General features: G+C 68.4%; 30 protein-coding genes and 2 pseudogenes. 13 read left to right on the forward strand and 19 right to left on the reverse strand.

Going from position 1 to position 24,071, the window contains the following annotated elements; genetic code table 11:
* Positions 1–425: 425 nt before the first annotated feature.
* Positions 426–734, reverse strand: a complete 309-nt coding sequence (locus P1L40_RS07840; protein ID WP_284010769.1) for a non-histone chromosomal MC1 family protein — start codon at positions 732–734, stop codon at positions 426–428.
* A gap of 214 nt (positions 735–948) precedes the next feature.
* Between P1L40_RS07840 and P1L40_RS07845 the strand changes: the two genes are divergently transcribed.
* Genes P1L40_RS07845 through P1L40_RS07855 form a run of 3 tightly spaced genes read left to right on the forward strand, consistent with a single transcriptional unit; the run spans position 949 to position 2,757 of the window.
* Positions 949–1,146 (forward strand): hypothetical protein, encoded by a 198-nt coding sequence (locus tag P1L40_RS07845; protein ID WP_276179174.1) that lies wholly within the window; start codon positions 949–951, stop codon positions 1,144–1,146.
* Positions 1,147–1,194: 48 nt separating this feature from the next.
* Positions 1,195–2,247 carry a quinone-dependent dihydroorotate dehydrogenase gene (locus P1L40_RS07850; protein WP_284010770.1) on the forward strand — a complete coding sequence of 351 codons (1,053 nt, stop codon included), beginning with the start codon at positions 1,195–1,197 and terminating at the stop codon, positions 2,245–2,247.
* Between the two features lie 39 nt (positions 2,248–2,286).
* A complete protein-coding gene (locus P1L40_RS07855; RefSeq protein WP_284010771.1) occupies positions 2,287–2,757 on the forward strand; it encodes an RDD family protein in 471 nt (156 codons plus the stop codon).
* 28 nt (positions 2,758–2,785) lie between these two features.
* Here P1L40_RS07855 and pheT read toward each other — a convergent pair whose 3' ends face one another.
* The 5 genes from pheT to P1L40_RS07880 form a co-directional block, all read right to left on the reverse strand.
* Positions 2,786–4,573 (reverse strand): phenylalanine--tRNA ligase subunit beta, encoded by a 1,788-nt coding sequence (gene pheT, locus P1L40_RS07860; protein ID WP_284010772.1) that lies wholly within the window; start codon positions 4,571–4,573, stop codon positions 2,786–2,788.
* Positions 4,573–6,084, reverse strand: coding sequence for a phenylalanine--tRNA ligase subunit alpha (pheS, locus tag P1L40_RS07865; RefSeq protein ID WP_284010773.1), 1,512 nt, complete (start codon positions 6,082–6,084; stop codon positions 4,573–4,575). Before pheS ends, pheT begins: the two co-directional genes overlap by 1 nt.
* 267 nt (positions 6,085–6,351) lie before the next feature.
* Positions 6,352–7,965: a tryptophan--tRNA ligase gene (locus tag P1L40_RS07870; RefSeq protein WP_284010774.1), complete on the reverse strand. Its 1,614-nt coding sequence runs from the start codon at positions 7,963–7,965 to the stop codon at positions 6,352–6,354.
* A 204-nt stretch (positions 7,966–8,169) separates the two neighbouring features.
* Positions 8,170–9,171: a tRNA-intron lyase gene (gene endA / locus P1L40_RS07875; RefSeq protein WP_284010775.1), complete on the reverse strand. Its 1,002-nt coding sequence runs from the start codon at positions 9,169–9,171 to the stop codon at positions 8,170–8,172.
* Positions 9,172–9,223: 52 nt separating this feature from the next.
* The gene (locus P1L40_RS07880) at positions 9,224–9,949 is read right to left on the reverse strand and encodes a PDDEXK family nuclease (RefSeq protein WP_284010776.1); all 726 of its coding nucleotides are present in this window, start codon (positions 9,947–9,949) and stop codon (positions 9,224–9,226) included.
* Between the two features lie 81 nt (positions 9,950–10,030).
* Between P1L40_RS07880 and P1L40_RS07885 the strand changes: the two genes are divergently transcribed.
* Positions 10,031–10,684 (forward strand): HAD family hydrolase, encoded by a 654-nt coding sequence (locus P1L40_RS07885; RefSeq protein ID WP_284010777.1) that lies wholly within the window; start codon positions 10,031–10,033, stop codon positions 10,682–10,684.
* An 82-nt stretch (positions 10,685–10,766) separates the two neighbouring features.
* Here P1L40_RS07885 and P1L40_RS07890 read toward each other — a convergent pair whose 3' ends face one another.
* Together P1L40_RS07890 and P1L40_RS07895 are read right to left on the reverse strand one after the other, a co-directional pair.
* Complete coding sequence (locus tag P1L40_RS07890; RefSeq protein ID WP_284010778.1) at positions 10,767–11,006, reverse strand: DUF8028 family protein; 240 nt, start codon at positions 11,004–11,006, stop codon at positions 10,767–10,769.
* 206 nt (positions 11,007–11,212) lie between these two features.
* A pseudogene (locus P1L40_RS07895) lies at positions 11,213–13,605 on the reverse strand (DEAD/DEAH box helicase).
* 83 nt (positions 13,606–13,688) lie between these two features.
* Here P1L40_RS07895 and P1L40_RS07900 point away from each other — a divergent pair.
* The 4 genes and pseudogenes from P1L40_RS07900 to P1L40_RS07915 all read left to right on the forward strand — a co-directional run bounded on the left by P1L40_RS07900 (position 13,689) and on the right by P1L40_RS07915 (position 15,569).
* The gene (locus tag P1L40_RS07900; protein ID WP_284010779.1) at positions 13,689–14,294 is read left to right on the forward strand and encodes a hypothetical protein; all 606 of its coding nucleotides are present in this window, start codon (positions 13,689–13,691) and stop codon (positions 14,292–14,294) included.
* A gap of 32 nt (positions 14,295–14,326) precedes the next feature.
* Positions 14,327–14,560 (forward strand): annotated as a pseudogene (locus P1L40_RS07905) (M48 family metalloprotease); the annotation flags it as partial.
* A 247-nt stretch (positions 14,561–14,807) separates the two neighbouring features.
* Positions 14,808–15,161: an ArsR/SmtB family transcription factor gene (locus P1L40_RS07910; protein WP_284010780.1), complete on the forward strand. Its 354-nt coding sequence runs from the start codon at positions 14,808–14,810 to the stop codon at positions 15,159–15,161.
* Positions 15,162–15,395: 234 nt separating this feature from the next.
* Positions 15,396–15,569: a hypothetical protein gene (locus P1L40_RS07915; protein ID WP_284010781.1), complete on the forward strand. Its 174-nt coding sequence runs from the start codon at positions 15,396–15,398 to the stop codon at positions 15,567–15,569.
* A 30-nt stretch (positions 15,570–15,599) separates the two neighbouring features.
* On the opposite strand, the gene P1L40_RS07920 is transcribed toward P1L40_RS07915, so the two are convergent.
* From P1L40_RS07920 to P1L40_RS07930, 3 genes are all read right to left on the reverse strand, one after another.
* On the reverse strand, positions 15,600–16,478 hold the full coding sequence (locus P1L40_RS07920) for a CheF family chemotaxis protein (protein ID WP_284010782.1): 879 nt from the start codon (positions 16,476–16,478) through the stop codon (positions 15,600–15,602).
* A 93-nt stretch (positions 16,479–16,571) separates the two neighbouring features.
* Positions 16,572–17,000: a DUF7112 family protein gene (locus tag P1L40_RS07925; RefSeq protein ID WP_284010783.1), complete on the reverse strand. Its 429-nt coding sequence runs from the start codon at positions 16,998–17,000 to the stop codon at positions 16,572–16,574.
* Positions 17,001–17,003: 3 nt separating this feature from the next.
* A complete protein-coding gene (locus tag P1L40_RS07930; protein ID WP_284010784.1) occupies positions 17,004–17,387 on the reverse strand; it encodes a 30S ribosomal protein S6e in 384 nt (127 codons plus the stop codon).
* Between the two features lie 143 nt (positions 17,388–17,530).
* On the opposite strand from P1L40_RS07930, the gene P1L40_RS07935 reads away from it, so the two are divergent.
* Positions 17,531–17,812, forward strand: coding sequence for a hypothetical protein (locus P1L40_RS07935; RefSeq protein ID WP_284010785.1), 282 nt, complete (start codon positions 17,531–17,533; stop codon positions 17,810–17,812).
* Here P1L40_RS07935 and P1L40_RS07940 read toward each other — a convergent pair.
* The gene (locus tag P1L40_RS07940; protein ID WP_284010786.1) at positions 17,809–18,237 is read right to left on the reverse strand and encodes a dCTP deaminase/dUTPase family protein; all 429 of its coding nucleotides are present in this window, start codon (positions 18,235–18,237) and stop codon (positions 17,809–17,811) included. The genes P1L40_RS07935 and P1L40_RS07940 overlap by 4 nt on opposite strands.
* 41 nt (positions 18,238–18,278) lie before the next feature.
* On the reverse strand, positions 18,279–18,584 hold the full coding sequence (locus tag P1L40_RS07945) for an Hsp20/alpha crystallin family protein (protein ID WP_284010787.1): 306 nt from the start codon (positions 18,582–18,584) through the stop codon (positions 18,279–18,281).
* Between the two features lie 92 nt (positions 18,585–18,676).
* Here P1L40_RS07945 and P1L40_RS07950 point away from each other — a divergent pair, with 92 nt between their 5' ends.
* Positions 18,677–19,108: a DUF5807 family protein gene (locus tag P1L40_RS07950; protein WP_284010788.1), complete on the forward strand. Its 432-nt coding sequence runs from the start codon at positions 18,677–18,679 to the stop codon at positions 19,106–19,108.
* Here the strand turns inward: P1L40_RS07950 and P1L40_RS07955 are convergent, their stop codons facing one another.
* From P1L40_RS07955 to P1L40_RS07965, 3 genes are all read right to left on the reverse strand, one after another.
* The gene (locus tag P1L40_RS07955; RefSeq protein WP_284010789.1) at positions 19,109–19,546 is read right to left on the reverse strand and encodes a hypothetical protein; all 438 of its coding nucleotides are present in this window, start codon (positions 19,544–19,546) and stop codon (positions 19,109–19,111) included. It abuts the gene before it with no gap.
* Positions 19,547–19,618: 72 nt separating this feature from the next.
* Entirely contained in the window at positions 19,619–20,710 is a 1,092-nt protein-coding gene (locus P1L40_RS07960) for a DHH family phosphoesterase (protein WP_284010790.1), read from the reverse strand.
* Between the two features lie 48 nt (positions 20,711–20,758).
* Entirely contained in the window at positions 20,759–21,223 is a 465-nt protein-coding gene (locus P1L40_RS07965; RefSeq protein WP_284010791.1) for a universal stress protein, read from the reverse strand.
* 82 nt (positions 21,224–21,305) lie between these two features.
* Between P1L40_RS07965 and P1L40_RS07970 the strand changes: the two genes are divergently transcribed.
* On the forward strand, positions 21,306–21,743 hold the full coding sequence (locus tag P1L40_RS07970; protein WP_284010792.1) for a universal stress protein: 438 nt from the start codon (positions 21,306–21,308) through the stop codon (positions 21,741–21,743).
* On the opposite strand, the gene P1L40_RS07975 is transcribed toward P1L40_RS07970, so the two are convergent.
* Both P1L40_RS07975 and P1L40_RS07980 read right to left on the reverse strand, forming a co-directional pair.
* Positions 21,740–22,264: a GNAT family N-acetyltransferase gene (locus P1L40_RS07975; protein WP_284010793.1), complete on the reverse strand. Its 525-nt coding sequence runs from the start codon at positions 22,262–22,264 to the stop codon at positions 21,740–21,742. The genes P1L40_RS07970 and P1L40_RS07975 overlap by 4 nt on opposite strands.
* On the reverse strand, positions 22,261–22,632 hold the full coding sequence (locus P1L40_RS07980; RefSeq protein ID WP_284010794.1) for a universal stress protein: 372 nt from the start codon (positions 22,630–22,632) through the stop codon (positions 22,261–22,263). Before P1L40_RS07980 ends, P1L40_RS07975 begins: the two co-directional genes overlap by 4 nt.
* Positions 22,633–22,713: 81 nt before the next feature.
* On the opposite strand from P1L40_RS07980, the gene P1L40_RS07985 reads away from it, so the two are divergent.
* Positions 22,714–23,343 (forward strand): DUF5806 family protein, encoded by a 630-nt coding sequence (locus P1L40_RS07985; RefSeq protein ID WP_284010795.1) that lies wholly within the window; start codon positions 22,714–22,716, stop codon positions 23,341–23,343.
* Between the two features lie 61 nt (positions 23,344–23,404).
* Positions 23,405–23,830, forward strand: a complete 426-nt coding sequence (locus tag P1L40_RS07990) for a hypothetical protein (protein ID WP_284010796.1) — start codon at positions 23,405–23,407, stop codon at positions 23,828–23,830.
* On the opposite strand, the gene P1L40_RS07995 is transcribed toward P1L40_RS07990, so the two are convergent.
* Positions 23,831–24,010: a hypothetical protein gene (locus tag P1L40_RS07995; RefSeq protein ID WP_284010797.1), complete on the reverse strand. Its 180-nt coding sequence runs from the start codon at positions 24,008–24,010 to the stop codon at positions 23,831–23,833.
* Between the last annotated feature and the right edge of the window lie 61 nt (positions 24,011–24,071).

The raw sequence follows: 24,071 nt of genomic DNA on the forward strand, positions 1-24,071 counted from the left end.
GCTAACATCAGATCCCATCTTGACGGCGGACCGCAGGGGTGGAATCCTCATTTACTCCGGACCTGTATGTTCGCTCGAAGCCTTCATAAAGGCTTCGAGTTTGTTCGGCGAACCGCATCGCCTCGGCCCGGGTCGGTCGGAACCTGTCGCGTCCGACCGAGCGTCGTGTGCATCCATTCCGAACACCCTGTTACACTTAAGGGCATCGGATGGAGGCTGGGGGCGTCGGGGCAGTGCCCCGCGCCGCCTTCGTATTTCTTCCGAGGACGGTGTCACACTTAACCCCGTCGAACTACACCCGCTACGTCATGCGATTCCATGGGCCGCTGTATCGAGACACGCGCACGGAGAGACGGATTGCGAGGGGGAAACCTACGAGGACGGTAAGCGACGGGACAGGCCGGAAAAAGCCGGTCGTCCTGGCGTCAGATATCGTCGAGGTGATCGACGCCCTGCTTGGAGACGTTACCCTTCGTGATGTTACCGGGCATCCAATCGGGCTTGTCGTCCGGAGCCTCCTCCCGCCACGCCCAGGCCTCGTAGATGTGGACCTTGTGCGTTCCTTTCTCCCGTAGTCGAATCTCCTGGCGGTCGGCCGACGCCTCGCTGTCGGCCGGGTCGAGCCGACGGGCAGCCTTCAGTGCAGCCTGTCGGGGTGTTCCGCCTGAGAAGACGCTCGATTCGTCACCGTCCTCGCGCAGCGCGAAGTTGCGCTTGTCACTGTCACGTGCCATGATTTCGCCACTCCATGTCAATTCAGCACATGGCAGAACATAAATATACCCCCGTATTCCGCCTCCCTACCGCGGTGGTTTTATATACTGGTCCGTGGCGGGACCGTCCAGTCCGGCGAAATCGTCGCGCTACGGCGGCCGATCGGCGACGTGGCGGCGGCCGCACGGTAGACTTAAGTGCATCCTGCGGTGATGCACGGAATAGGATAGCGCGATGGTGCGAAAGAAGAAGCTCAGTCCGAGTGGCGCCAAAGACGAAGACGGCGAATACCACAACGTTCACATCAACATCCACGAGGACGAACTCGCAGTCGCCGGAATGGAGATCGGCGACGAAGTGTTCGTACGCGTGCGCGACAACAAGATCATCATTCAGAAGGCAGACCCCGAAGACGTTGAACACGATTTCTGACACACCGTCGCGGATCGATCGTTCCGAGACGGTAGTAACACACCCCCAATGAGACTGTACGATATCGCCAAACCGGCGTTGTTCTCGCTCCCGGCAGAGACGGCCAACACGGGCGTCCACCGACTGCTGGAGGCTGTCGACGGCACGCCGCTCACGAAGCTGCTGGCACGCTACTACACCGTGACCGACCCGCGGCTCCGGGTCAAGGCGTTCGGTGAGACCTTCGACAACCCGGTCGGTGTCGCTGCGGGGTTCGACAAGAACGCCACGGTGCCTGCTGTGCTTGCCGCGCTTGGCTTTGGCTTCGCCGAGGTCGGCGGGGTCACGGCCGAGCCACAGACCGGGAACGCCCGCCCCAGGATGTTCCGCCTCCGGGAAGACGAGGGGATCATCAACCGGATGGGGCTGAACAACGACGGTGCCGACGTGATCGGCGAGCGGCTGGCCCGGACCGACGCGCCGTTTCCGGTCGGCGTCAACATCGCCAAGAGCGAACACGTCGGAACAACGGAGGCCCCGGCCGACTACCGCTACACGTACGAGCGGGTCGCCGACGGCGGCGACTTCTTCGTCGTCAACGTCTCCTGTCCCAACTCCGAGGGCTTCGAGGAGCTCCAGAACCGCGACGCGATGGCGGCGATCCTCGGCGAACTCCAGGACGCCGGCGCCGGTCCCCTGCTCGTGAAGCTCTCGCCGGACCTCCCGGAGCCGGCCGTCGAGGACGCACTCGATCTGGTCACCGAACTGGGGCTTGACGGTGTCGTCGCGACCAACACCACGACCGACCGGCCGGCGAGCCTCCGATCGCCCAACGCGAGCGAGCAGGGCGGGCTCTCTGGCAAGCCCATCGAGGGCGAGTCGACCCGGATGGTCCGGTTCGTCGCCGAGCGCGTCGATGTCCCCGTGATCGGCGTCGGCGGTGTCTCGACGGCCGAAGGAGCCTACCGGAAGATCCGCGCCGGCGCCTCGCTCGTGCAGTTGTACACCGGCCTCGTCTACCGTGGCCCGTCCGTCGCGCGCGAGATCAACGAGGGACTGCTGGAACTGCTCGACGAGGACGGATTCGACAGCGTCGAGGACGCGGTCGGGGCAGACCTGTAACGCCGAACAGTAAAACACGAGGCGGGTGTCCCCTGTGGCATGGACACAGAAACTCGCACCCTCTACATCGCGTCGTGGACGGACAGATTTCTCGCCTGGCTCGTCGATGTCATCGTCGTGGGCGCCGCTATCGCCGTCATAGGTGAACTCGCCAGTGTCGTCTCGCTGTTGACCGGGAGCCTCGCCGCGTCGCCCGTCGCGGGACTGAACGGCATCGCGCTGTTCCTCTACTGGACGGCGCTCGAGGGATCGGGGGGCCAGTCGGCCGGCAAACTCGTCATGGACATCGCCGTCACGGACGAACGCGGTGACGAGATCGACTACGGGACGGCCGCGGTCGAGAGTTTCGGGAAGGCGTTCCTGTTACCGATCGACTGTCTCGTCGGCTGGCTCGCCTTCGAGAAGGAGGGGCTCCGGCTGTTCAACAAACTGTCCTCGACCGTCGTCGTCGAGGTCGACGAGACCGACCACCCAGGCGACGTAGCGTACGTCTATCCCGGCGAGGAATGAGAGGGCGCTGGTCGGGCCGCTCGCGGGCTTACTCCAGTGCGTCCAGTCGGAACTCGAAGGCTGCCACCGGCAGTTCCAGGTCGTGTTCGACGAGCACTTTCGGGTGGAGTTCGCCGATCACGCCGGCGGCCTCACCGTCGAGAACGACCTCGGCGGCCCGACCGGCGATGAACGACGGGTGGCTGGTCGGCGGCGTCGAAAGCTCGGCGTCGAACGAGTCGGCCAGCGCCTGCAGACGGGCCTTCGCGTCCTCGTAGGAGGCGTCCGTGCGCGCGAGGACGCCAGCGACCGTGTGGCGTTCGGCGGCGCCCGTGTTCACGTCGTCGTCGACGTGGGCGGCCAGCCCGATCTCCGCGAGGTCCTGGGGGTAGCGCCGGTGGGTATTGTTCTCTAGGACCATCATGAGCGACGGCAGCGCCCACGTCCGGAGGATGGTGTAGTCCTCGCTGTAGGGCTCCTGGATCGTGACCGGGTCGGCAGCGCCGAGACAGTCGTCGTCCGGGGCGACGTGCTGCTCGCGGTTATCACCGCTCGCATTTTCGGCTGCCCCCTCCGGGGCCAGCCCCATCCGCTCGAAGTTCTCTTCCTCGTTGGTCATGTGGAAGTTCAGCAGGTCCTCGAAGCCCAGGCCGACGAGCGCGTCCCGGGCAGCGTCTTCCAGCCGGGAGCGGTCGTGGCGGCCGCCGACCGTCGACACGTCGGGATACGTGGGTTCGAGGCTGTTGAAGCCAAGCGCCCGCCCGATGTCGTCGATCAGGTCCAGCGGGTGAAGCACGTCGACGCGGTAGGGTGGAATCTCGACCTCGTAAGCCAGTTCGCCGTCGTCGCGGGTCTCTTGGGCGTCCAGGCCAGCCCGCTCGGCGTAGTCGATCACCTCGCGCTCTTCTAAGGAGACACCGAGGATGCTCTCGATGCGGGCGTGCGTGACCGTCTTCGTCCGGGTATCGAAGTCCGGTCGCTCCAGCGTGTGGCCGGCGTACTCGCCGGGAGCGTCCGCGCCGTACTCGACGGCGACGCGCTCGACGGTCCCGCCGCGGGCCTCCAGCGCGTAACAGACGATGTTCAGCATGTGGTCGATCGTCCACTGGTCGGTCCCAGTCATCTCGATGAACAGGTCCCGGGAGTTCTCGCTGACCTCGGTCCGGCGGCCGTTGATGACCGGCGGGAACGAGAACAGCCCGATGGAGTCGTAGATCGCGGGCACGCGGTCGAAGTCGGCCACCAGATCGCCGTATGTCTGGCCCGTCTCGTGGTCCGCGATGACCTCGTTGGGCGTCATCTCCTGGTCGGCATCGAGCGGGACGAACGTCGCCTCGTCGGGGTCGACGCTCGTGTAGGTGATAGACTTGCCCGTGCCCTCGGTGGCGGCCGCGCCTTTGAGCATCGTCAGGTCGTGGACGCCGATGGCGCCTTTCGCGCGCTTGCGCCCCATCGTCGCGTGGAGCTTCTCCTGGACCTGGATCAGCGACTCCAGGGCGTCCTCGCCCATGTCCAGGCCGCGGACGACGGCGCCGGTGACGTAGGGCCGTCCTGCGGGCTGGTCCTCGACCTCGATCGTCCACTCGGCGCTGTTGGTCGAGGGGACGTAGACGCCGCGGTCGTCGCCGTAGTGGTACCGCAACGAGCGGGCGACGCCCTCGACCGAGAGGCGGTCGAGACGGTCGGGGGCGAACTCCAGTTGGAACTCCTCGTCCTCGGTCAGGCCCTCGAACTCCAGGCCCAGGTCGAACAGGTCCGAGCGCAGTTCGTCGTCGTCTTTCTCCTCGTGGCCGGTCAGGTGTCGCAGTTCGTCGGGGTCGACATCGACGACGGGCATCAGTGCATCACCTCCGTCTCGCGGAGCAGTTCGAGATCACACAGCGTCCCGTGAACGTCCCGGATGTCTTCGAAGCCGTAGATGAGCATCAGTAGTCGTTCCAGCGAGAGTCCCCACGCCATCACGTCGCAGTCGACGCCCAGCGGTTCGAGCACCTCGTCCCGGAAGATCCCGGAGTTGCCGACCTCGACGATCTCGCCGGTCTCGGGGTGGGTCCCGAACAGTTCGAAGCTCGGTTCGGTGTAGGGGTTGTAGTGGGGTTTGAACTCCAGGTCGGTGATGCCGAACTGCTCGTAGAACTCCGTGAACGTCCCCATCAGGTCCCGCACGGAGAGGTCCTCGGCCATGACCCACCCCTCGATCTGGAAGAACTCGAGCAGGTGGGTCGGGTCGAGCGTGTCGTTCCGGTACACCTTCTCGACGCTGAAGTACCGCTCGGGCGGCTCCAGTTCCCCGACCTCGTGGCCCGAGAGATAGCGCATCGACAGCGAGGTGGTGTGGCCCCGCAGATCCAGTCCGCGGGCAACGTCTTCCTCCCAGGGAGAGTGGTACCCCTCGCCGTCGGGGCCGACACCTTCCTTGTGGGCCGAACGGACCCGCTCGACCAGGTCTTCGGGCAGTTCGTGGATCTCGTCGGGCCGTTCCAGCGCGAACTGGTCCCAGTGGGTCCGGGCGGGGTGGTCCTGGGGCATGAACAGGCAGTCGTTGATCCAGAACTGCGCGTCGACGTGCGGGCCTTCCATCTCCTGAAAGCCCATGCCGACCAGCGTGTCTTTCACGCGGTTTGCGGTCTGGCGGAGGATGTGTTCCTTGCCGTGGGGAACGTCGTCGGCGTCGGCCGCGACGTTGTACTCGGTGAACTCCACCTCCTCCCACTCGCCGCTCGTGAGCAGTTCGGGGGTGAGCTGGTCGACCGTCTCGGCGACCTCGACGCCCTCCATCAGGGCGGTGACGCCGTCGTCGGTCAACCGAACCGAGCGGATCGTCTCCTCGGTGACCGTCACGAGACCGCGCCGTTCCAGTTGATCCAGCGCGTCGTCGTCGGCGTCGGCGACGCGACCGTCGGCGACGGCCTCCAGCGCGTACATCTCGGGGTCCTTGCCCGGCGAGACATCGGCGTCGGCGGTGATCTCGCCGCTATCGATCTGGCCGTACCCCTTGCGGGCGTAGTTCGACAGTGCGATGTCGACGGCGCCGCCCTCCAGCCCCGAGGCGCCGATGACCTGTCCCATCTGGACGGGCCCCTCGTCGGCGCCGGCGTCGATCGCGGCCGCGTAGAGGTCCTGTTCGGGCAGGCTCTCGCGGACGTAGCGGTCGCCCTCCTCGGTCAGTTCGTAGTGGGCGACGGTCTCCTCGCTCACGGCGACCAGGCCGTCGGCCTCCAGTTCGAACGCGGCGCGTGTGGCCGCCTGCGGTTGCAGGTCGGCCGCCTCGGCCACGTCGTCGATTCGTCGGTCCTCCTGTGCGTCGGCGGCCTGCAGGACGGCCACCTGTGCCTGTGGTCGTTTCATACGGGTGTCTCGGTCTTGTGGGGATAACCGCGGGTCGCTCAGTTAACGGTTCTCACTTCACGCGAGGCGCGCGTTCCTCGGGTGGTTTCGTCCGGGCGTGCGATCAAGCAGCCCCGAACTCCGCCACCCGTCAGGCGGCGAAGAAGAAGCCGAACCCCGGACGGCGAGGTGGCTGGCGAACGGCGCCGGCGCGGTGGGATTCGGGTGCCATATGGGAGCGATTGTGACGGGCAAAGAAAAGGGTTGTGACCCCATCCAGCGCCGCTCTCAGGCGCGCTTGCGGTCCGAGTCGAACTCGATGTCGAGTTCGTCGAGTCGGGCTTCCCACTCCGCGCGTTTCTCCTGGTGGTCTTCGAGGAACTGTTCCATCAGTTCGGCAGCCTGTTCCTTACAGCCGCCACAGAGCCGTTCGCCGCCGACACACTCCTCGTAGACCTCCTCGGCGAACTCGTCGTCCTCGCCGGCCAGCAGATAGGCGTACAGCTCGTACACCGGACATTCGTCGGCCTTCCCGCCCTTCTCGCGCTGTTCCTCGGCGGTCGAACGGCCACCCGTCGTCGCCGATTTGACCTTGTCGTAGCCGTCCTCCGGGTCGTCCAGCAGGGAGATGTGGGAGGCCGGGATCGAGGAGGACATCTTCCCGCCGGTCAGGCCGGTCATGAAGCGGTGGTAGATCGACGACGGCGCGACGAAGCCGTAGCCGCCGTTGTCGAGTTCGACCTCGCGGGCCAGTTCCTCGGCGGCGGTCCGGTCCAGGTCGAAGGCGTCGATGTGCTCGTCGTAGACCCGTTTCTCGCCGGAGACGGCCTCGATCAGGGCCTCGAAGGCCTCGTCGGTCGCGTTGCGGTCGTAGATCCGGGTCCGCGGGCGCAGCGGTTCCTTCCCGGCGTTGTCCAATTTCTCGACGGCCGACTCGCGGGCCTCGGCCGGCGCGGGTTCGGTCTCGCGGAGCCAGTCGGCGGCCTCGACGCACCTGGGTCGGTCCGAGTCCTCGGCGTACTCCGCGCGGGCGTCGTAGGCCTGCCGGAGCAGGGGGCGCTCGGCGGGTCGGGCCTCGAAACTCGCGAACGCCTCCGTGACGCCGAAGTAGCGCATCCGCGCGGCCAGGTCCCGCGCCAGACGCATGTGGGGGTCCTGGTCCGGGCCGACGGGGATGACCGTCGGTTTCGGTTCCTCCAGTTGCGGGTAGAGGATGTCGGCCATCTGGGTGACGACCGACTGCATGTAGGAGATGTTCGTCTCGCCGTCGAAGTCGTAGATGGCCTGGAGTTCGGAGGCGTTGGCCTCGGCGCCGAGTTCGAACGCCAGGTCCTGCAACTGGCGGTTCTCGGACTGACGGTACAGTTCACCTTCCTCCGGGTCGAATCCCAGCGCGAGCAAGGAGAGGACGTAGCTGCGGGCGTGTTCGTCGATCTCCTCCCAGGTCAGCCCGCGGGCGGCGTGAGCTTCGAGGTCGGCGATGAGGCCGTAGGCGTCCCCGCCCTGCTGTTGGTGCCAGATGATCTCGTCGAACACCATCTTGTGGCCGATGTGGGGGTCGCCGGTCGGCATGAAGCCCGAGAGGGCCGCGAACGGCTCGCCCTCGCGCATGGCGTCGGCGACCGGGCGGTAGTCCCGGTGGCCGAAGATGACGCCACGACGCATCAGGTAGTGGGGGTTCGGGACCGCCGGCAACACCTCGTCGAACTCCTCGATCCCGAACTGCTCGAACAGTTTGCGGTAGTCCGCGATGGTCGAGGAGCCCCAGGGATCGAGGCGCACGTCGTCGGCGCCGGCGGCGTCGGTGCCTCCGTCGGCACGAAGCCTCTCGTTCGAGTCGGGTCCCGCTGTCGGGGGCTGTTCGTCGGTCGGTTCGTCGCCGGTGTGTGAATCTCGCCTCATGTGTCGTGTGTCGGGTCAGTGTGCGCTCGAAACCGCGGCCGAGAAAGCGGAGGGAGCATCGCCGGCCTCGCCGGCGGGTTACGCCCACCGGACGGGGACCGCGAGACTGTCCACTTCCCGGTGACGCCAGCGCCAGCCGTCGACGGAAGTGGACACCATACCGGTGTCATGCGCGAACACGGTCTTATGCCTTCCGGGTCCACGTCAGGGCGTCAGCCGCGCGACCGATAACCACTCGACCTCGTCGCCGACCAGCGCGAACACCATCCGCTTGCGCACGCCGTGGGCCAGCCGAACGTCCAGCGCCAGGTCGCGGGGTTCGAACCGGTGGTCCGCGGGCAACACCCGAACGAGTAGTTCGGAGTGGCCCAGGTCGTCGACGGAGTCGACATCGGCGTAGGTGCGGAAGTCGGCGCCGAACTTGAACCCGGTCTTGGGGACGACGCCGGCGTCCCGGAGAGTCGAGTACACCGTCAGCCGCCGGTCGAACCGCTCGCCCTCGACCTCGCGCCCGCGTTCGACGACGGCGTCCGCGCCGCCGTCGACGGAGAGTGTCCCTTCGTGAGCGAGATACGCCGCCTCGACCAGCGAGAGTTGGACCGCGCCGTCGTCGTCGAGGCGCTGGCCGTAGAAGGCCCGTTCGTACAGCGCCGACGGGGGCTCCCAGCACAGCACCCGCTCGGCCAGCAGGTCGCCCGCGACGGCCGGGACGGCGGCCGCACTCGTCCCGCCGACATCCTGGCTGTCGGTCTCCAGATACGTGATCTCGCTCTCCTCGTCGACGACAGCCAGCACGCAGTCGCCCAGGTCGGTCGCGGGGACGGTGTCGCGCTCGCCGACGACCCGGACGCGGTACTCGACGGCGTCGTCCCAGGGACCCTTCCCGCGGGGGTAGACGACGAAGTCGATCCCCTCGGGGTCGTCGACCCAGCCCTCGCGTGCGGGCGTGAGGTAGAATCCACGGTCCCGCAGGTCCTTGTAGACGAAGAAGGCGACTTCCGACACCGCGGCGGAGGCCAGCAGCGACCGGACATCCATCCCGTCGACGCTGTCGATGTCGCCCCGGTACAACAGGTGAGCCGCCTCGACCGGCGCGAGCGCGAGATCGCCGCCGTTCTCGACGCGGCCGTAGCCGCTGGCGTCGTAGAACCGCTCGCGGGCGCGCTGGCCGGCCCGGACGAGGCCGTCCGATAGCGTCAGCTCCATACCCGGAGTGACGGCCGCCGTGGCAAAGCCCCTGCGGCTTCGCCCGCTGTGCTCACCCGCCCCCCGCCCGACACGTGCTATCGAGACAGCGCACTCCGCCGGCCGTCTCGAACACCGGGAGCCCGCAGTCACAGGTGTCGACGATCAGGCCACTGGGGACCGAGAAGCCGGTGTCACAGTCCGGGTAGTCCTCACAGCCCGCGAGCAGGCCGCCCCGCCGGAGGATGCGAAGGTCGCTCCCGCAGTCCGGACAGTCCCACCGGCGGTCGAAGGCCTCGGTCACCCGGTCGTCGATGGACTCGCAGTTCCGGTCGAGACACACCTCGAAGGCGTCGCCGCGTTCGACACGGATCGTCGGCAGCCCGCAGTCGCTACAGCGGCCGTCGGTGACCGCGGCGTCGCTGGGGACCCCGTGGCTGCGCGAACACGCGGTGCAGGCGACAGTTCCACGGGTCCTGACGAGCGTGCCGGCACAGTCCGGACAGTCCGCGACCGGGACGCCGGCGTCCGAGGCCGGGAACCGGGCGCTGCCGTGTTCCTCGTGGGCGACCACACGGAGGAGTTCGTCGCCGTCCCGGGCGGTGACCGTACCGTCCTCGACGGCGACGCTCTCGGCCCTGGTGAGCCAGGCGACCGGCTGGTACCCCCCGGCGTCGTGGACGAGGACGGTGTTGTCGGGTTTGACCACCACCAGCACGTCGCCACGCTGTTCGCGCTCGCGCGAGCCCTCGAAGACGGTCGTACACTGGCCGGCCATCACACGCGTTCCGTCGTGCATGGCCCGGCCTGGTCCCGTCCCGGTACCTAAACCCTCGGCCGAGCCACAACAGAGAAACCCCCGGGGTGCGGACCAGAGACAATGACAGTCACACCGCCCGCGGTCTGTTTCGACATGGACGGCGTGCTCGTCCAGTCCGAAGACCACTGGGTCAGCATCGAGCGCGACCACATCCTCCCGACGGCAGCGCCGGACGACGACATCCCGGTCTCGGACATCACCGGCCGCAACTTCAGGGAAGTGTACCCCGATCTCGCGGCGGAGTACGACGTTGTGATCTCCCGCGAGGAGTTCGAAGGGCTGTTCGAGGAGGCCGGTGAGCGGATCTACGGCGAACACGCGACGCTCCTGCCCGGCGCACACGATCTCCTGTCCGAACTGCGCGAGGCCGGCGTCGCGCTTGCGCTGACGACCTCGGCACCCCGGGACTGGATCGAGTTGATCGACGAGCGGTTCGACCTGCTCGGGCAGTTCGACACCTCGGTCAGCGCCGAAGAGATCGACGGGCCGGGAAAGCCCGAGCCGGACATCTACGAGCGGGGGGCGACCGAGCTGGGGGTCGATCCGAGCGAGAGCTGGGCGGTCGAGGACTCGACCGCGGGCGCGCGGGCGGCCGTCGGCGCCGGGATGACCACGGTCGGGTTCCGCGGGGACGGCGACGAGACGGACCTCTCGATGGTCGATCACGTGGCCGGCGACGCGGCCGAGCTGCGTGCGGTGCTCCTGGGGGAGTAGAACAGGGAGCGTGTGTCGGGGGCGGACACACGCGGATCGAAACGGCGTCGGTGAGCGGTGGGTTGGTTGGGGAGCGGCAGGCTCAGGCGGTGTCGCCGTAGCGCCGGCCAAGGAGGAGGCCAACCACGTTGGCGAGCACGACACCTGCGAGGAGGACCGAATGTCCGTCGACCTGGCCCAACAGCAGTGGGGGGTAGGCCAGGGGTGCGAGCACGCCCGTCCAGAACGCCAGAAAGCGGACCGGACGGACGGTCATGGATCTGATGGCACTGGTGTCGGGGGCGCGGTCTGCTGGGGAGCCGTGGGGGGACACGCTGGACATCGGATTCCTCCTCACTCAGCCCATCCGTCCACACCCCAATATAAGCGGTCGACGCTTCTCGCCAGTTCGAGTGAGTGTACGCTCACCACCGTTGTTTCATCCCGTTTCAACGCGAGGCGAGTACCGGCCAAGACAGCCACAGACGTTTTCAGATGTTTTATCCGGCTCGCTGTCGCCGTCGTCTCCGAACGGGAGCCGAGGACAGGTTACCGGACGGTGACGGTCCGGTTGTCGGTGATCGGCGCGAGCGGGAGGTCGGGGAAGGCGACCTCGACGGTGAAGCGCAGTTCGTCCGCGTCGGCGCCGAAGACGGCGACGGGCAGCGTCGCCTCGCCGAGGTAGGAGGGTTTGGCCGTCATCTCGCGGCCGTTGACCGTCACACGCAGGGCCGCGCGTGCGTCGCCGCCGTCGTTGGCGACGGTGACCTCCCGCATCGCCCGGTCGCCGGCGGCGATCTCTTCGGGGAAGGCCCCCACTCGACCGTGACGGCGGGCAACTCGCGGGCGTTGGCGACGACCTGCTCGGCGACGCCGGCCGAGACACCCGCCGCCGCCACGCCGTCGACGCCCGCCTCGACCACGTCTGCGGGTGTCCGCAACCCCTCGGCAGCCAGTGAACGGGCGCGACCCTGCCCGACGCCGTCGATGGCGGTCAGGCCGACCGCGTCCCCGCTGATGCCGTTCTCGACGCGGGCCTCGACCCGGCAGGCGAGGTTCGCGAACCGACCGGGGGCGAGCGCGTCCAGGAACGCCCGCAGCGCCGCCAGCAGGCGCAGCGCGTTCTGGCGGATCACCCAGGCGTCGCTCTTCAGTTCCGAGGGGGTCGTCCCGGTCATCCCCGACCGGAGGATCGCGAGGACCTTCCGCTGGCCGGCGGCGAGGTCCTCGGCAGTCGAGCCAAGCACCGCGTTGACGGCGTCTTCCTCGTCCGAGCGGGCGCTGACGCTGTCGAACTCCGTTGACCCGGCGACCGCCCGGAGCACGTCGTCGGCGTCGATCGGGTCCCCGCCGGAGCCGGCCTGTGCCTCGCAGCGCTCGGCCAGATCGGCGAAGCGCCGCGCGGTCGAGAGCCGGAGGTAGAACTTCGAGGCCAACTGTCCCAGCCGGGTCGGTTCGACCGAGAGACCGTCCTGCTCGACGAAGCCGTCCGCCACGAGGTCCGAGAGCGTGGTGCTGACCCGCTCGCGGAGGTCGCTGCCGGCGGCGTACTCGTCGGGCGCGGACTGGGCGCGGGCGTAGTAAAAGGTCGTCGAGAGCCAGTCCATCACGTCGTCGACATCCCGGATCGTTCCCAGCGCGATCTCGGCGTTGAGGTGGGCGTCCAGTTCCGCCGCCAGTCGTGACTCGATCTCCTTGCCGTCCCGGAGCAGGCGCCGGTACTTGTCGGCGTCCGAGCGATCACAGACGACCCAGGCGTACCCGCGGTCGTCGTAGCCCGGCCGGCCCGCCCGGCCGAGCATCTGGAGGATGTCGAGCGGGCTCATGTCGACCTCGCCCTCCAGGGGGTCGTGGAGCTTGGTGTCCCGGATGACGACACAGCGGGCCGGGAGGTTCACGCCCCAGGCAAGCGTCGAAGTCGAGAACAGCAGCTGGATCTTCCCCTGCTTGAACCACTCCTCGACGCGGTTCTTGTCCTCGCGGGCCAGCCCGGCGTGGTGGAAGCCGACGCCGTCGAGCACCGACTGGCGCAGGGTGTCGTTCGAGAGGTCGGCGGCGTCGTTGTGGAAGTCGTAGTCCCCCCGTGCACCCATCGGGATGTCCCGCTCGGTGAGTTCGTCGCGGGCCTTCTTTGCGGCCTGGACGGTGTCCTGGCGCGAGGAGACGAACACGAGCGCCTGGCCCTCCTCGCGGATGTGTGGCTCGGCCAGGTCGAGCGCCCGGTAGAGCCGCCGGTACTTGTCGGCGAAGGCGTTCTCGCCGTGGGTGTAGGTCTTCACGTCGGCGTTCAGCGGCACCGGCCGGTAGTCGTCGCCGAAGGCGAAGGTCGTCGCCTCGCCCGCGTCGAGCCAGTCGGCCACGTCGTCGATGTTCGACATCGTCGCCGACAGCGCGACCACGCGGGGGCTACAGAGCCGCCGGAGCCGCGAGACGGTCACCTCCAGGACGGCGCCGCGGCGGTCCGAGTCCAGCAGGTGGACCTCGTCGATGACACAGCAGTCCACGTCGGTGATGAACTGGTAGCGCCGGGAGTCGTGTTTCCGGGTCGCCGAGTCGGCCTTCTCGGGGGTCATCACCAGCACGTCGGCCCGCTCGGCCCGGCGGGGATTGAGGTCCCGCTCGCCGGTGACGACGTACACCGAGTACCCCAGGTCCTCGAACCGTTCCCACTCGCTCTCTTTCTCGTTGGTGAGCGCGCGCAGCGGGGCCAGGAAGAGAGCGGTCCCGCCCGCGGCGAGGGTCCGACAGATCGCGATCTCGGCGAGCGCGGTCTTGCCGCTGGCGGTGGGCGCGCTGACGACCACGTTGTCGTCGTGGTTCAGCAGGGCCGGCAGCGCCGCCGACTGCATCTCGTTGAACCGCTCGAAGGGGAAGGCGTCGGCGAACTCCGGCAACACCTCCGCGACCGCGACCGTCGGCTCACTGTCGGCTCGGCGTGACACGTCCACAGGGCGGGACCGCGACGGCAAAGGCGTTTCTATGGCCGCCGGCAAGGCCTATGTCCCGGCCGGCCGAGACGCCGAACGTGGACGCCGTCGCCGCGCTGCTGCCCGTCCTGACCGCGCTGCTGGCCCCGCTCGTGGTCCGCTTCCGGGACCCCGCCGACCCGGGCGACGAGGGAACCACGGGAGCGACAGCCCTGCGTCGACAGCGCCGCGCAGCCGCGGCGCTGGGCTGGGGAAGCGGGGCCGCCGTCGCGCTGTGGCTGGACGTGCCGGCGGGCATCGAGGCGGGACTCGTCGGGCCGGTCCCGTGGCTCGGTCGGCCGGCCGTGGCGGTCGCCGGGACGGCACTGGCGCTCGTCGTCCCCCTGGTGCCGGCGCTCGTGGGGGCGCGGCTGGCGACGCTGTCGGTCCAGCGACGCGTCGGCCGCCTCCCGCTCACCTACCGGGCCGCGCTGCGGTTCGAACTGGAGCGTGGCGTCGCCGGCTTCGGCTGGCCCTCTCGGCCGTCGCGCTCGTGGCGTTGCTCCCCGGCGGCTGGGTCCGCGTCGGGACGGCCGTCGTCGCCGGCGGCCTCGCGACCGTCGCCACGCCGGCCTGGCTGGCGTTCTCGCTCCGGACGCGACGACCGACCGAGACAGAACGCGGGGCCGTCGCGCCGGCGCTCCCCGAGGGCATCGGCCTGTTGATCGTCGACGACTGGAGCCACGTCGGCACCGCGGTGGCGGCCGGCGTCGCGCCCGGTCCGCGGTACGTCTTCGTCACGGCGGCGCTGTTCGACAGGCTCGACGCGGCACAACTCCGGGGCGTCGTCGCCCACGAGGTCGGCCACCACCGCCACCACCACGTCACGCTGCGGTACGGCCTGCTCGCGGGGGCAGTTACCCCGCTACTGGCCGTCGCGGAGTTCGCGCCCGGACTGGTCGGCCCGGCGCTCGCGCTCGCCGTTCCCTACGGCCTGGTCGCGCTTGCCGTCCTCCGGCGGACAGAGTGGACGGCGGACGCCGACGCGGTCGCCCGGGGTTCGGTCCGGGACTGGCCGACGCGCTCGAAACGCTGGCCCGGCGGGGCGTCGTCACGACCCACGCGGGCCGACTCGCCGGTGTGCTGGCCGTCCACCCGCCACTGGATCGCCGGATCGAGCGCGCTCGCCGGGAGTGACCGGCCACGCGCTTTTGTGGCTGGCCCTGTGTGCCTCCACCGTGGACAGAGACTGGGACCCGGAGACGATCTTCGACGTGCTGGGCAGCGAGGCGGTCCGGCGCGTGCTGGCGGCGGCGAACCTCGAACCGGTGTCCGTCCAGCAGTTGGCCGACGGACTTGACGCCTCCGAGCCGACGATCTACCGGCGGGTCGATGTGTGTCAGGAGTACGACCTCCTGACCGAGGCCACCCGCGTCGACGAGGACGGGAACCACTACAAGGTCTACGAGACCAACCTCGAACGGGTCTGTCTGGAACTGGACGGCGCCGGCTTCGCGGTGAACCTCGAACTGCGCCGGGAGTTCGTCGACCGGGAGGCCGACGCCTGGGACGAGCGCAACGAGCGGTCCTGAATGTTCCCCCGACGAGTGCCGACGCCCTCTCGTGGTTCTGAGCCGTCTCCGCGCGCGGCTTCACGGGCTGAAACGGCCGACAGGGCTCTCGGGCCGTCGCGTTCGGCGCCGGTTACGGGCAGATTTCGCGTGGGCGAGCGGGAGCAAACTACGGACGGCGAGATCGGCAGTTTCGTGGGCTGAAGCGTCGGCTGTACTTATAACAGCGGTCCTCGGCAACGTGTGGGTGCAACGATGTCCGTACTCGAGTCAGTCAAGGAGACGGTCGGTCTCACAGGGGAACAGCCACAGTACGAGTGCGACGACTGCGGCCACCGCTTCCGGTCCGACGCCGAGGCGGACTCGTACTGGTTCCAGTGTCCGGAGTGTGGCGCCGACTCGGCCACGAGTGTAACGACAGACGACTGATCGGCCCCGACCGGGGCGCGCACCACGTTTTCAGGCGTTCACGTCTTCGAGGTGGCGGCTGGCGACCACCTTGCCCTTGGGCGTGAGCGTCGGCCCGTCGTCGCCGTCCTGGACGAGCCCGTCGCTGTCCAGGTCTTGCAGCACCATCGACACCTGCGAGGAGTCCTTCCCGAGGATGCTGGCGAGGGGCATCCCGCCCATGTCGCCCGTCGAGTACATCGCGACCAGCACCTCCTTCTTGTCTCTGGTGAGTTCGACCTTCTGGAGTTCCTCCATGAGTTCGGAGTACTCCCGGCGGAGGTATCGCCCGAGGATCGACATCTTCCGGGCCGAGGGGATCGCCGCGAGCGTGGTGATCGCCTGCCCGTCCTGCATGTGCCGGACGACCAGTACCGGCCGCGAGGAGCCGTTGATCTCGCGGCTGGTCCGGTCGAAGTCCGTCACCGTCTCCAGATCGACGGCGAAGGTCTCCCCGTCCCGACGGAACTCGACAGTGCCGGGGGTCAAGAACAGCCGCGCCGAACGGAACGGCTCGTCGGAGACGCGCCCGCCGACCCGGGCCCGTTCTTTGACCGTCGTCTCGGTGCCGTTGACGATCGCCTTGAACAGGACGGTGCCGAACTTCTCGATCTTGTCGTTGTCGGCCTCGATCGCGGCGACGAGTCGCTTGCCGTTGCGCTCGAACGCGACGGTCACCGTCGAGTCGAAGAAGTTCCCCAGGTCCGGTGGCACCTGGCCGATCGCGATGTCGAAGATCGAGTCCAGCGAGATCGTCAGCTTGTCGTTCTCGCTGGCCGCCAGGACGAGGCGCTTCTGCGAGAGGACCACCCGCCCCCGGATCGGGTCGCCCCGGCTGGCGACCTCGGAGTTGAATTTGGCGACGAAGTCCGCGATCACTGATTCCGACATGTCAGTCGATGTCGGAAGTAACGACCGGACGGATATTGAGCGTTACGCGCGAGTATCATTCTGGAGAATCGGGAGACACTCCACAGGTCGGGTTCAGCCGTCGAGATCGCTGGCGATGTCCGACAGCGAGTCGTCCGGGCCGCCGGTGACGGTGTAGACGGTGCGTCGCCCGGGCGTCCGCAGGCCGTACTCCTCGCCGGCAGTCACCACGTCGAAGTGGGCGCTGCCGCCGTAGGAGACGGTCCCGTCGGCGATCCACTCGGCGAGGCGGTTCGTGCCGTCGCCCTCGCGGGCGACCCGGCGGTTGTCACCGGCCCGCGTGACGACGAGGTCCCCCTCGAAGGTCGTCTCGACCAGGGCGTAGTACCGGTCGCCGTCGAGCGCGAGTCCGACTACGTCTCCCTCGCGGAGGTCGACCGCGTCCGGCAGCGGGACGCGGGGCCGGTCGGTCCGGCCGATCGACTCGACGGAGACGCGGTGTGTCTCGACGGCGTCGTGATCGCTGGGGATCCGATCGGACACTCGTTACTCGTCGCCCAGCAGCGCGTCGACATCCTCGCTGCCGCGGGCGACGATCTGTGCGTTGATCTGTCGGGTCTCGTCGCTGACCTCGCGGCCGCGGACGGTGATGCGCTTGCGCTCGCCCTCGGTGGTCGGCTCGAAGCCGACGCCGCCGTCCGAGAGGATGGTCTTGGTCGCGGCACCTCGAACGTCCGAGCGCATCGGTCGCCCGGCCGTGTCCGAGCCGCCGGTCAGTTCCAGCGAGTAGCCGTCGAGGCCGACGGCGGCGCCGTCGACTTCTTCGCCGAGTTCGCGGCCGATGAACCGGTTCGCGTCCTGTCCGTCCACGTCGATCTGGTACGTGTGGCCGCTCTCTGGGTCGGAGACGGCGACAGTGAATTCAGCCATACCGGAGTCAAATCAATCGCGCTTCAAAAGCGCATCGAAGCGTCGTCCGGGCCTGTGAGAGGGCGACACACCGACGGCCCAGCCAATAACCTAACTCGTTAGGTGGTGAAGCGAGGCGCGTGAGGCGCATTCGTATATGTACGATGACGACGACTCGCGCCGGCGGCCCCGACGACGAACGAAGCGACTTCGAGAACAGCATGGCGACACTCAGCGGATCGATGGACTCCTGGAGCCGCGAACTGTCGAGCCTCAACCGGGCAGTACAGGACTTAGAGGAGTCGACGCGCCGGCTCGGCGAGAATCAAAAGCGCGTCGCGGACGAGCTCTACCGCGCGGCCGACGAGCTCTCGGGAGCCAGCGACGACGGACCGTCGGCCTCGGACAGTCGGATCAGCACCGACAGCGTCGTCGCCGACGACTAGTCCCCCTTCTCGACATCGACGACCGTACTCACGCGGGCGTTCTCTTTCAGCAGGAGGCCAGCGCCGCCGACCGACAGCGGTACCCGGGGGAGCGACCCGACCTGCAACGTGGGGTGGCTCCCGCCGCGTTCGACGATCTCAGTCCGAGGCTGGAGCGTAGCCGTCACGCCGTCGACCAGGGACTCGTTGTACTCGATCAGGTACTGTCCTTCCCGGAGTTGCCACCACTCGTAGTCGTCGTCGGGGTTTCGCTTGTGGCGGTCGTGCGGCGTCAGGCCGGCGGGCTCCAGTTCGCCGCCGCCGAAGTCGACACGACCCGGCTCGATCACGTCGTACACCTCGGTGACGGTCAGGTCGAGTCCCGGGCTGTCGGTCTGAGTCGGTTCGTGGACGAGGTCGGTCACGGCGTCGGCGTACTCGGGCATGGTCGGTGTCTCGGACGGCCGGCTGAAAACTGTGTGGCCGATCAGCCGATGTCGATCCGCCGGCCGTCCCGCTCGCGGTCCGCGATCGGAAGCCGGACTTCGAGCACGCCGTCGGCGAGCGTCGCCGTGATCTCGTCGTCCCGGACCGGTCGCGGGAGCCCCAGCGAGCGGTGGAACACCTTCGTGCGCTCCCCCGGCTCCCGGTGGATCGCCTCGACGTGGAGACGGCGGTCGCGCCACCGGAGCTCGACATCCTCGCGGTCGAACCCGGGCAGGTCGACGAGCACGACGAACGCCTCGTCCTCGCGGTACAGTTCGACCCCTTTCTGTGGGTGGTGTGTCACCATACGTGATGGTTCGATAACCGGTAGCAAAAAGCTAGAGGGGATCGGCGACCGGGAGCGGGGGGCTTTTGTCCCGCGGACGACTCCGGACCCCCATGAGCAAACGGACCGAGTTTCTCGCCGGCGAGCGGCCCGAGGACGTACTCTTCTTTCTCCACGAGGACGCGGTGTCGAACCCCGGCGCGCTGGCGGAGTACGCCGAGCGCGTCGAGGACGGCCACGTCCTCGTGTTGCCCGGTGACGACGGCCGCAGCGCGTTCAAGTCCGCGACCGGCATCGATCCGATGGGACTGGCACAGGCGGCGATGGGCACCGAGGGCGACATCCACGACGACCTGACCGGCGCGACCTGTCCGGTCGCCGACGAGGAACCCGAACAGAACCACACGACGAAGTTCGTCTTCGCGTTCGCCGAGGAACAGAACGAGGAGGTCGGCGGCCTCTACGCCGAGGGCGATGTCGTCCACGCCTACGCGGTGTGTGCCTGTGGCGAGCGCTACAGCGACAAGTGGGTCGTCGACGGATAGTCAGAGCCGAAGCGGTTCGAGCAGCCGCGCGAGCAGCGCCCGGACGAACCCTGTGAGGAGGCCCCCGTCGTGGTCGGTCGCGGTGCCGACCTCGGCCCGGGAGACGCCGTGGCGGAGATGCTGGACGCCGTCGAGCAGGAGCCATCCCCCCAGGAGCGCCCCGACGAGCGGCAGCCAGAGCGGCGTCGTCAGCGTGACCGCGTAGGCAGTCGCCGCTAGGACGAACAGGCCCAACAGTGCGTTGTCGGCGTAGTCGCCGACGATCGCCTCGGTCACGTCGGTCAGCAGTTTGAGTCCCAGGAAGCCGAGTCCGGCGGCGGCAGCGAATCGGATCGACTCGCCGAGGACCGCGAGCGTCACGGCGACGAGGGCGGCCCGAGCGAGTTCGGCGGTCGCGGTCGAACGGTCGGGAAGCCACGGGGGGAGGGCGCCGGCCATGGAACTGCCCGGGTGTACCGCCGCCGGACGTATCAGCGTTGTCGACCGGGGACGGCCCACCACTGGCGGTAACTACCGGTCGGTATCGATGCCTTCGTCGTCCTCCTCAGGTAGCCGCTTGAACGCGTCCACGATCGCCTGTTTCGCCACCGCCCCGTGGGTCGTCCAGTGGTGGGCGTAGTCCATCATGTCGTCGTAGATGTCGGGCTTGCAGCCGGCGGCCTTGGGGTGGCCGCCGCCGTTGACCTGGGCGGCGACCTCGTGGGCGCGCTCGAAGGTCTCGGTCCCGCGGATCGAGGCGGAGCCGGCGGGTTTGACGACGACGGCGGCGTCGGCGCCCTGCTCGCGCAGCGCCTCGGCGACCTCGTTCTGCGAACAGCGGCCGTAGGTGACGCCGACGGTCCACTCGCCGACCTCGCGGAGTTCGGCGCGGTCGACGGCCTTCTCGATGAGCGCCTCCTTCTCGATGCGTTTCTCGGCGAGGAACTCCTGGACCTCCGGCGAGAGGTCGGCGCCGTGGGCCTGGATGGCCTCGATGTACTCCTCGGGGTCCGACCAGTACGAGAAGTCGGCCAGGTCGTCGCTGCGCTCGTCCTCGCGGATCCAGAGATCGTGGTCGCGGGTGACCGCCGCCAGGTCCGCCCAGCGCTCGCCGAAGTCGTGGTCGAGTTCCGCCAGGGCCACGTCGGCGGTACAGACCTCCTCGCTGTCCCCGACGGTCCGCTCGACGCCCGCGTCGTCGACCAGCGCGCCCAGGTCGTCGTCCCACTGGTGGTGGTCGAACCAGACGACCCGCTCGGCGCGGGCGGTCAGGTCCGCGATAGCCGCCAGGTCGTCCTCGCTGTCGGGACAGAGGTCACAGACGTAGACGGTCGCGTCGGGGTCGGCGTACTCGGCGGTCCAGGCCAGTGCCTCGTCGAGTTCGTGCGGGCCTGCGGGGAGCAGTGCGCCCTCGCCGTGGGCCTCACGGATCAGAGCGGTACAGGCGAGTCCGTCGGCGTCGGGGTCGGCGACGACGACGACCCCGGCGCCGGCGAGCGTCTCCGCGGCCTCGGCCTCGGCCTGTTCCTCCTCGAACGAGTCGGGAACGAAGAACCCCTCACCGGGGAGGACAGACTTGCGGGCTACGGAGAGGCGGTCGTCGTCGATGAGCCAATCGTCCATGGGCGTCCATGCGGCCCCCCGCCAATGAACCCCGCGGTCCGGCCGCGGTCACACTTCGGTCCGGTCCGGGTTGGCGTCGCCCTCCAGTTGCCGGACCGTCAGGACCGGCATCTCAGCCCGGCGGACGATGGCCTCGGCGACACTCCCCAGGAGAAAGCCGTGTTCGCCGTGCCGGCCGCGGGTCCCGGTGGCGATGACATCGGCGTCGTGTTCGGTCGCGTACTGGCAGATCTCGGTCGCCGGGTCCCCCTGCCGGACCGCAGTGACCAGTTCCTCGTCGCTCTCGGCGGCCGCGGCTTCGCGGATGAACGCCAGCGCGCGCCCGCCGGTCGTCGCCAGCGCCCGTTCCAAGGCGTCTCGGACCTCCTCGGGGGTGGCCTCGACCTCGGACTCGTCGACGACGTACAGGCCGTGGACGGTGGCGTCGAAGCGCGCAGCCAGGTCCAGTGCGGCCTCGACGGCCCGCTCGGCACTGCCCGATCCGTCCGTCGCGACGACCACCGTGTCGAACATACCCCGTCGTACCGCGGGCACGACCAAAAATCCGCCCCTTCCTCGGTGGCTTTTTGGCTCCACCGGTCCACAGGAGAGCGTGATGGACATCGATCTCGTGCTCGTCCCGGTCGACGGCAGCGACCGGTCCGAGCGAGCGGCCGAGTACGCCGTCGCCGTCGCCGAGCGGTACGACGCCGACCTCCACCTCCTGTTCGTCCTCGACGAGCGACTGCGCCGGGACATCGACACCGAGCGTGTCGACCCCGACGCCGTCGCCAGCGAACACCGCGAGTTCACCGACGAGATCCGCCGGTCGTTCGACGAGCACCACCCCGGCGGCTCGCTCGAAACCTCGACCGCGACCGCCTTCTCACAGACCAGGCTCATGCAGACACCGGGGAGTGTCGTCCTCGATGTCTCGGAGGACATCGGCGCGGATTTCATCGTCGTCCCGCGCGAGCACGGCGAACAGGAGGCGGTCGGCCGCGCGGCCCTGTACGTCATCGAGTACGCCAGCCAGCCGGTCCTCTCCGTCTAGAGCAGCCGAATCGCCATCTCGATCTCGAAGCTCTCGGCGTTTTGGGTCTCGAACCCCATCTTCCGGTAGAGCGCGATGGCGGGGTCGTTCCAGCGCTCGACGGTGAGCCACACGTGCTCGATCCCCTCTGTCTGTCCCTGGCCAAGCAGCGTCTCTAAGAGGACCGTCCCGATACCGCTGCCCTGGAACGCCTGGAGGACGAAGATCGCGAGTTCGTAATCGCCCTCGTTGTCGGGGACGAGCGTCGCGTGGCCGGCGGCGACGCCGTCGTTGAGCGCGACGACGTTGACACACTCCTCGTCGAGGATCGTATCGAGCCACCGCTCGATGGCGTGTTCCTTGATCGGGGGGATGCCCTGAGCGCGGTCCGCCGGGTCGAAGTCGAGGTACATCTCGACCAGTTGCTCGCGGTCGCCCTCGTCGGCGGCGCGGAGGTCGATCTCGCGGTCCTCACGGTCCGTGACCGTCCGTGGCGGTGCGGGGAACTCGCCGGCCGGCTCGTCGGGATACTCGGTCGTCATCGAACCAGCGTGACCGGGGTCTGGGCGTTCAACAGGACGAACTCGACGATCGAGCCCAGCTGGATCTTCCCTTGCGTCGAGCGCTCGCCGCCCCCGAGGACGATCCGGTCGAAGTCCTCGCTCTCGGCGGTCCCGACGAGCCAACTGCCGGGCGAGTCGCCCTCGACGTGGCGGATCTCCGCTTCGAACCCCGCCTCGGCGAGCGTCTCCTCGACCCGCTGTTCGATCGCAGCGGCGTCCGTGTCGACCTCCTCGTTGTCGAAGATAGCGATCGTCAGGTCGTCGCCGGTCTCGTTCGCTCGCTGGACCGTCTCGTCGAGCGCGTGGTACGACAGCTGGCTGCCGCCGACGCCGAGCAGTACTTTCATATCCACACATCGCCGCCGCCGCCCAAAAAGCCACCTGACACGGGCGACACGCTTTTTCGCCCCGGCCACGCAGAGTCGTCTATGACAGAGGGCGAACCGCCGGACGGAGCCGAGCCGGAACCGGCAGACGACACGGAGGTGGCGACGGACGCCGACAGCGAGGTATCGGACCCCGAGGTCCCACCCGACGTACGGAAGTACGACCGGTTCAAGAAGATCGAGGGCGGTACCTACGACCGGGCCAACGACTTCCTCCGGGACCGGACCTACGTCACCGCCCGCGAGTGGGCCATCGCCCGCCTGTGTGCGGACTTCCGGACCGAGACGGGCGTCGAGATGACCAAGATCGGCGAGAACCTCCCCGAACTCGTCCCGTTCATGACCGACACCTACACGCCACAGGCGGTCAACCAGGCGCGGGCGGCCTTCGAGGAGAAAGTCCGGAAGTCGGGTGCGACGTTCCTCTACGGCGCGATGTCGGACTTCTTCACCGCCGAGGAGCTCGACGACGTGATGTACGAGGCCACCGAAGTGGCGAAGTTCCTGCTGGAGGTCGAGGGCGTCGACCTGGCCGTCGAGGAGGAACTCGAAGCCGAAGACCGCATCTCCGAGGTGATGCGGGAGGTCCAGGAACACTCGGCGGCGCTGCGCCACGACGAGGTGTGCTGTCCCGAGTGTGGAACGGAGTTCGAACCGGGAACGGAGCAGTGAGGGGTCCGTTCGGTGGTCCCCAGGGGCGAGACTAATGAGGGGGCCTACCGAGTAGTGCAGTATGAACCGTCCGGCAGCGTCGAACGACCCCGACGACACCGACAGGGCGGCGGCCCGACGGCGGGTTCTCAAGACCGACGGGCTGGCCGGCCTGGGCGTCCTCGTCGTCGGACTCTTGGAAGGCGGCGGGCAGTTGCTCGGCCCGTTCCCGATGACGATTGCCGGACTCTTTCTCGTGGGGACGGTCCTGTCGCTGTACGCCGTCGAACACGACTCGGTCCCCGGAATCTACCCCGAAGTCGTCGCGCTGGCGGCACTGCTCGGACTGGGCGTCTTCGGCGCCAGCCTCGTCGTGGTCGTCCCGCGCAGCGTCGCGCTGGTCGCCGCCGCGGCGCTCGTCGGGTTCGGGACCGGCATCGTCTGTTACAGGGCCGTCTTCGGGCTCGTCTGGTCGGTTCCGGTGACGCGGTTAGAGCGGGCGGGGTAGTCAGCGAACGCCCAGTACTTTCCCACAGCCCTTGCAGCGCCAGACATCGTGGAGCCCGGTGCCGATCGTGATGCGCGGCGGCCCGTCGTCGCTGTCGTCGAGTTCGAACTCGCTGGCCTCCTCGTGGTCGAGGTCGTCCGTGTGCGCGAACTCCCTGTCGCAGTTCTCACAGCGTGGCATACAGCGGGTACGAACTGCGCCGATATGAAGTTTCACTAACCTTTCGTACACCCCGCTCGGG

The organism is Haloarcula pelagica (genome assembly GCF_030127105.1).
Taxonomy (GTDB): Archaea; Halobacteriota; Halobacteria; order Halobacteriales; family Haloarculaceae; genus Haloarcula; species Haloarcula pelagica.

What these genes read in the sequence shown, in the direction of transcription:
- P1L40_RS07840 (WP_284010769.1), bottom strand. Translation starts at nt 734, where the DNA reads ATGGCACGTGACAGTGACAAGCGCAACTTCGCGCTGCGCGAGGACGGT.
- P1L40_RS07845 (WP_276179174.1), top strand. Translation starts at nt 949, where the DNA reads ATGGTGCGAAAGAAGAAGCTCAGTCCGAGTGGCGCCAAAGACGAAGAC.
- P1L40_RS07850 (WP_284010770.1), top strand. Translation starts at nt 1,195, where the DNA reads ATGAGACTGTACGATATCGCCAAACCGGCGTTGTTCTCGCTCCCGGCA.
- P1L40_RS07855 (WP_284010771.1), top strand. Translation starts at nt 2,287, where the DNA reads ATGGACACAGAAACTCGCACCCTCTACATCGCGTCGTGGACGGACAGA.
- pheT (WP_284010772.1), bottom strand. Translation starts at nt 4,573, where the DNA reads ATGCCCGTCGTCGATGTCGACCCCGACGAACTGCGACACCTGACCGGC.
- pheS (WP_284010773.1), bottom strand. Translation starts at nt 6,084, where the DNA reads ATGAAACGACCACAGGCACAGGTGGCCGTCCTGCAGGCCGCCGACGCA.
- P1L40_RS07870 (WP_284010774.1), bottom strand. Translation starts at nt 7,965, where the DNA reads ATGAGGCGAGATTCACACACCGGCGACGAACCGACCGACGAACAGCCC.
- endA (WP_284010775.1), bottom strand. Translation starts at nt 9,171, where the DNA reads ATGGAGCTGACGCTATCGGACGGCCTCGTCCGGGCCGGCCAGCGCGCC.
- P1L40_RS07880 (WP_284010776.1), bottom strand. Translation starts at nt 9,949, where the DNA reads ATGCACGACGGAACGCGTGTGATGGCCGGCCAGTGTACGACCGTCTTC.
- P1L40_RS07885 (WP_284010777.1), top strand. Translation starts at nt 10,031, where the DNA reads ATGACAGTCACACCGCCCGCGGTCTGTTTCGACATGGACGGCGTGCTC.
- P1L40_RS07890 (WP_284010778.1), bottom strand. Translation starts at nt 11,006, where the DNA reads ATGTCCAGCGTGTCCCCCCACGGCTCCCCAGCAGACCGCGCCCCCGAC.
- P1L40_RS07915 (WP_284010781.1), top strand. Translation starts at nt 15,396, where the DNA reads ATGTCCGTACTCGAGTCAGTCAAGGAGACGGTCGGTCTCACAGGGGAA.
- P1L40_RS07920 (WP_284010782.1), bottom strand. Translation starts at nt 16,478, where the DNA reads ATGTCGGAATCAGTGATCGCGGACTTCGTCGCCAAATTCAACTCCGAG.
- P1L40_RS07930 (WP_284010784.1), bottom strand. Translation starts at nt 17,387, where the DNA reads ATGGCTGAATTCACTGTCGCCGTCTCCGACCCAGAGAGCGGCCACACG.
- P1L40_RS07935 (WP_284010785.1), top strand. Translation starts at nt 17,531, where the DNA reads ATGACGACGACTCGCGCCGGCGGCCCCGACGACGAACGAAGCGACTTC.
- P1L40_RS07940 (WP_284010786.1), bottom strand. Translation starts at nt 18,237, where the DNA reads ATGCCCGAGTACGCCGACGCCGTGACCGACCTCGTCCACGAACCGACT.
- P1L40_RS07945 (WP_284010787.1), bottom strand. Translation starts at nt 18,584, where the DNA reads ATGGTGACACACCACCCACAGAAAGGGGTCGAACTGTACCGCGAGGAC.
- P1L40_RS07950 (WP_284010788.1), top strand. Translation starts at nt 18,677, where the DNA reads ATGAGCAAACGGACCGAGTTTCTCGCCGGCGAGCGGCCCGAGGACGTA.
- P1L40_RS07955 (WP_284010789.1), bottom strand. Translation starts at nt 19,546, where the DNA reads ATGGCCGGCGCCCTCCCCCCGTGGCTTCCCGACCGTTCGACCGCGACC.
- P1L40_RS07960 (WP_284010790.1), bottom strand. Translation starts at nt 20,710, where the DNA reads ATGGACGATTGGCTCATCGACGACGACCGCCTCTCCGTAGCCCGCAAG.
- P1L40_RS07965 (WP_284010791.1), bottom strand. Translation starts at nt 21,223, where the DNA reads ATGTTCGACACGGTGGTCGTCGCGACGGACGGATCGGGCAGTGCCGAG.
- P1L40_RS07970 (WP_284010792.1), top strand. Translation starts at nt 21,306, where the DNA reads ATGGACATCGATCTCGTGCTCGTCCCGGTCGACGGCAGCGACCGGTCC.
- P1L40_RS07975 (WP_284010793.1), bottom strand. Translation starts at nt 22,264, where the DNA reads ATGACGACCGAGTATCCCGACGAGCCGGCCGGCGAGTTCCCCGCACCG.
- P1L40_RS07980 (WP_284010794.1), bottom strand. Translation starts at nt 22,632, where the DNA reads ATGAAAGTACTGCTCGGCGTCGGCGGCAGCCAGCTGTCGTACCACGCG.
- P1L40_RS07985 (WP_284010795.1), top strand. Translation starts at nt 22,714, where the DNA reads ATGACAGAGGGCGAACCGCCGGACGGAGCCGAGCCGGAACCGGCAGAC.
- P1L40_RS07990 (WP_284010796.1), top strand. Translation starts at nt 23,405, where the DNA reads ATGAACCGTCCGGCAGCGTCGAACGACCCCGACGACACCGACAGGGCG.
- P1L40_RS07995 (WP_284010797.1), bottom strand. Translation starts at nt 24,010, where the DNA reads ATGCCACGCTGTGAGAACTGCGACAGGGAGTTCGCGCACACGGACGAC.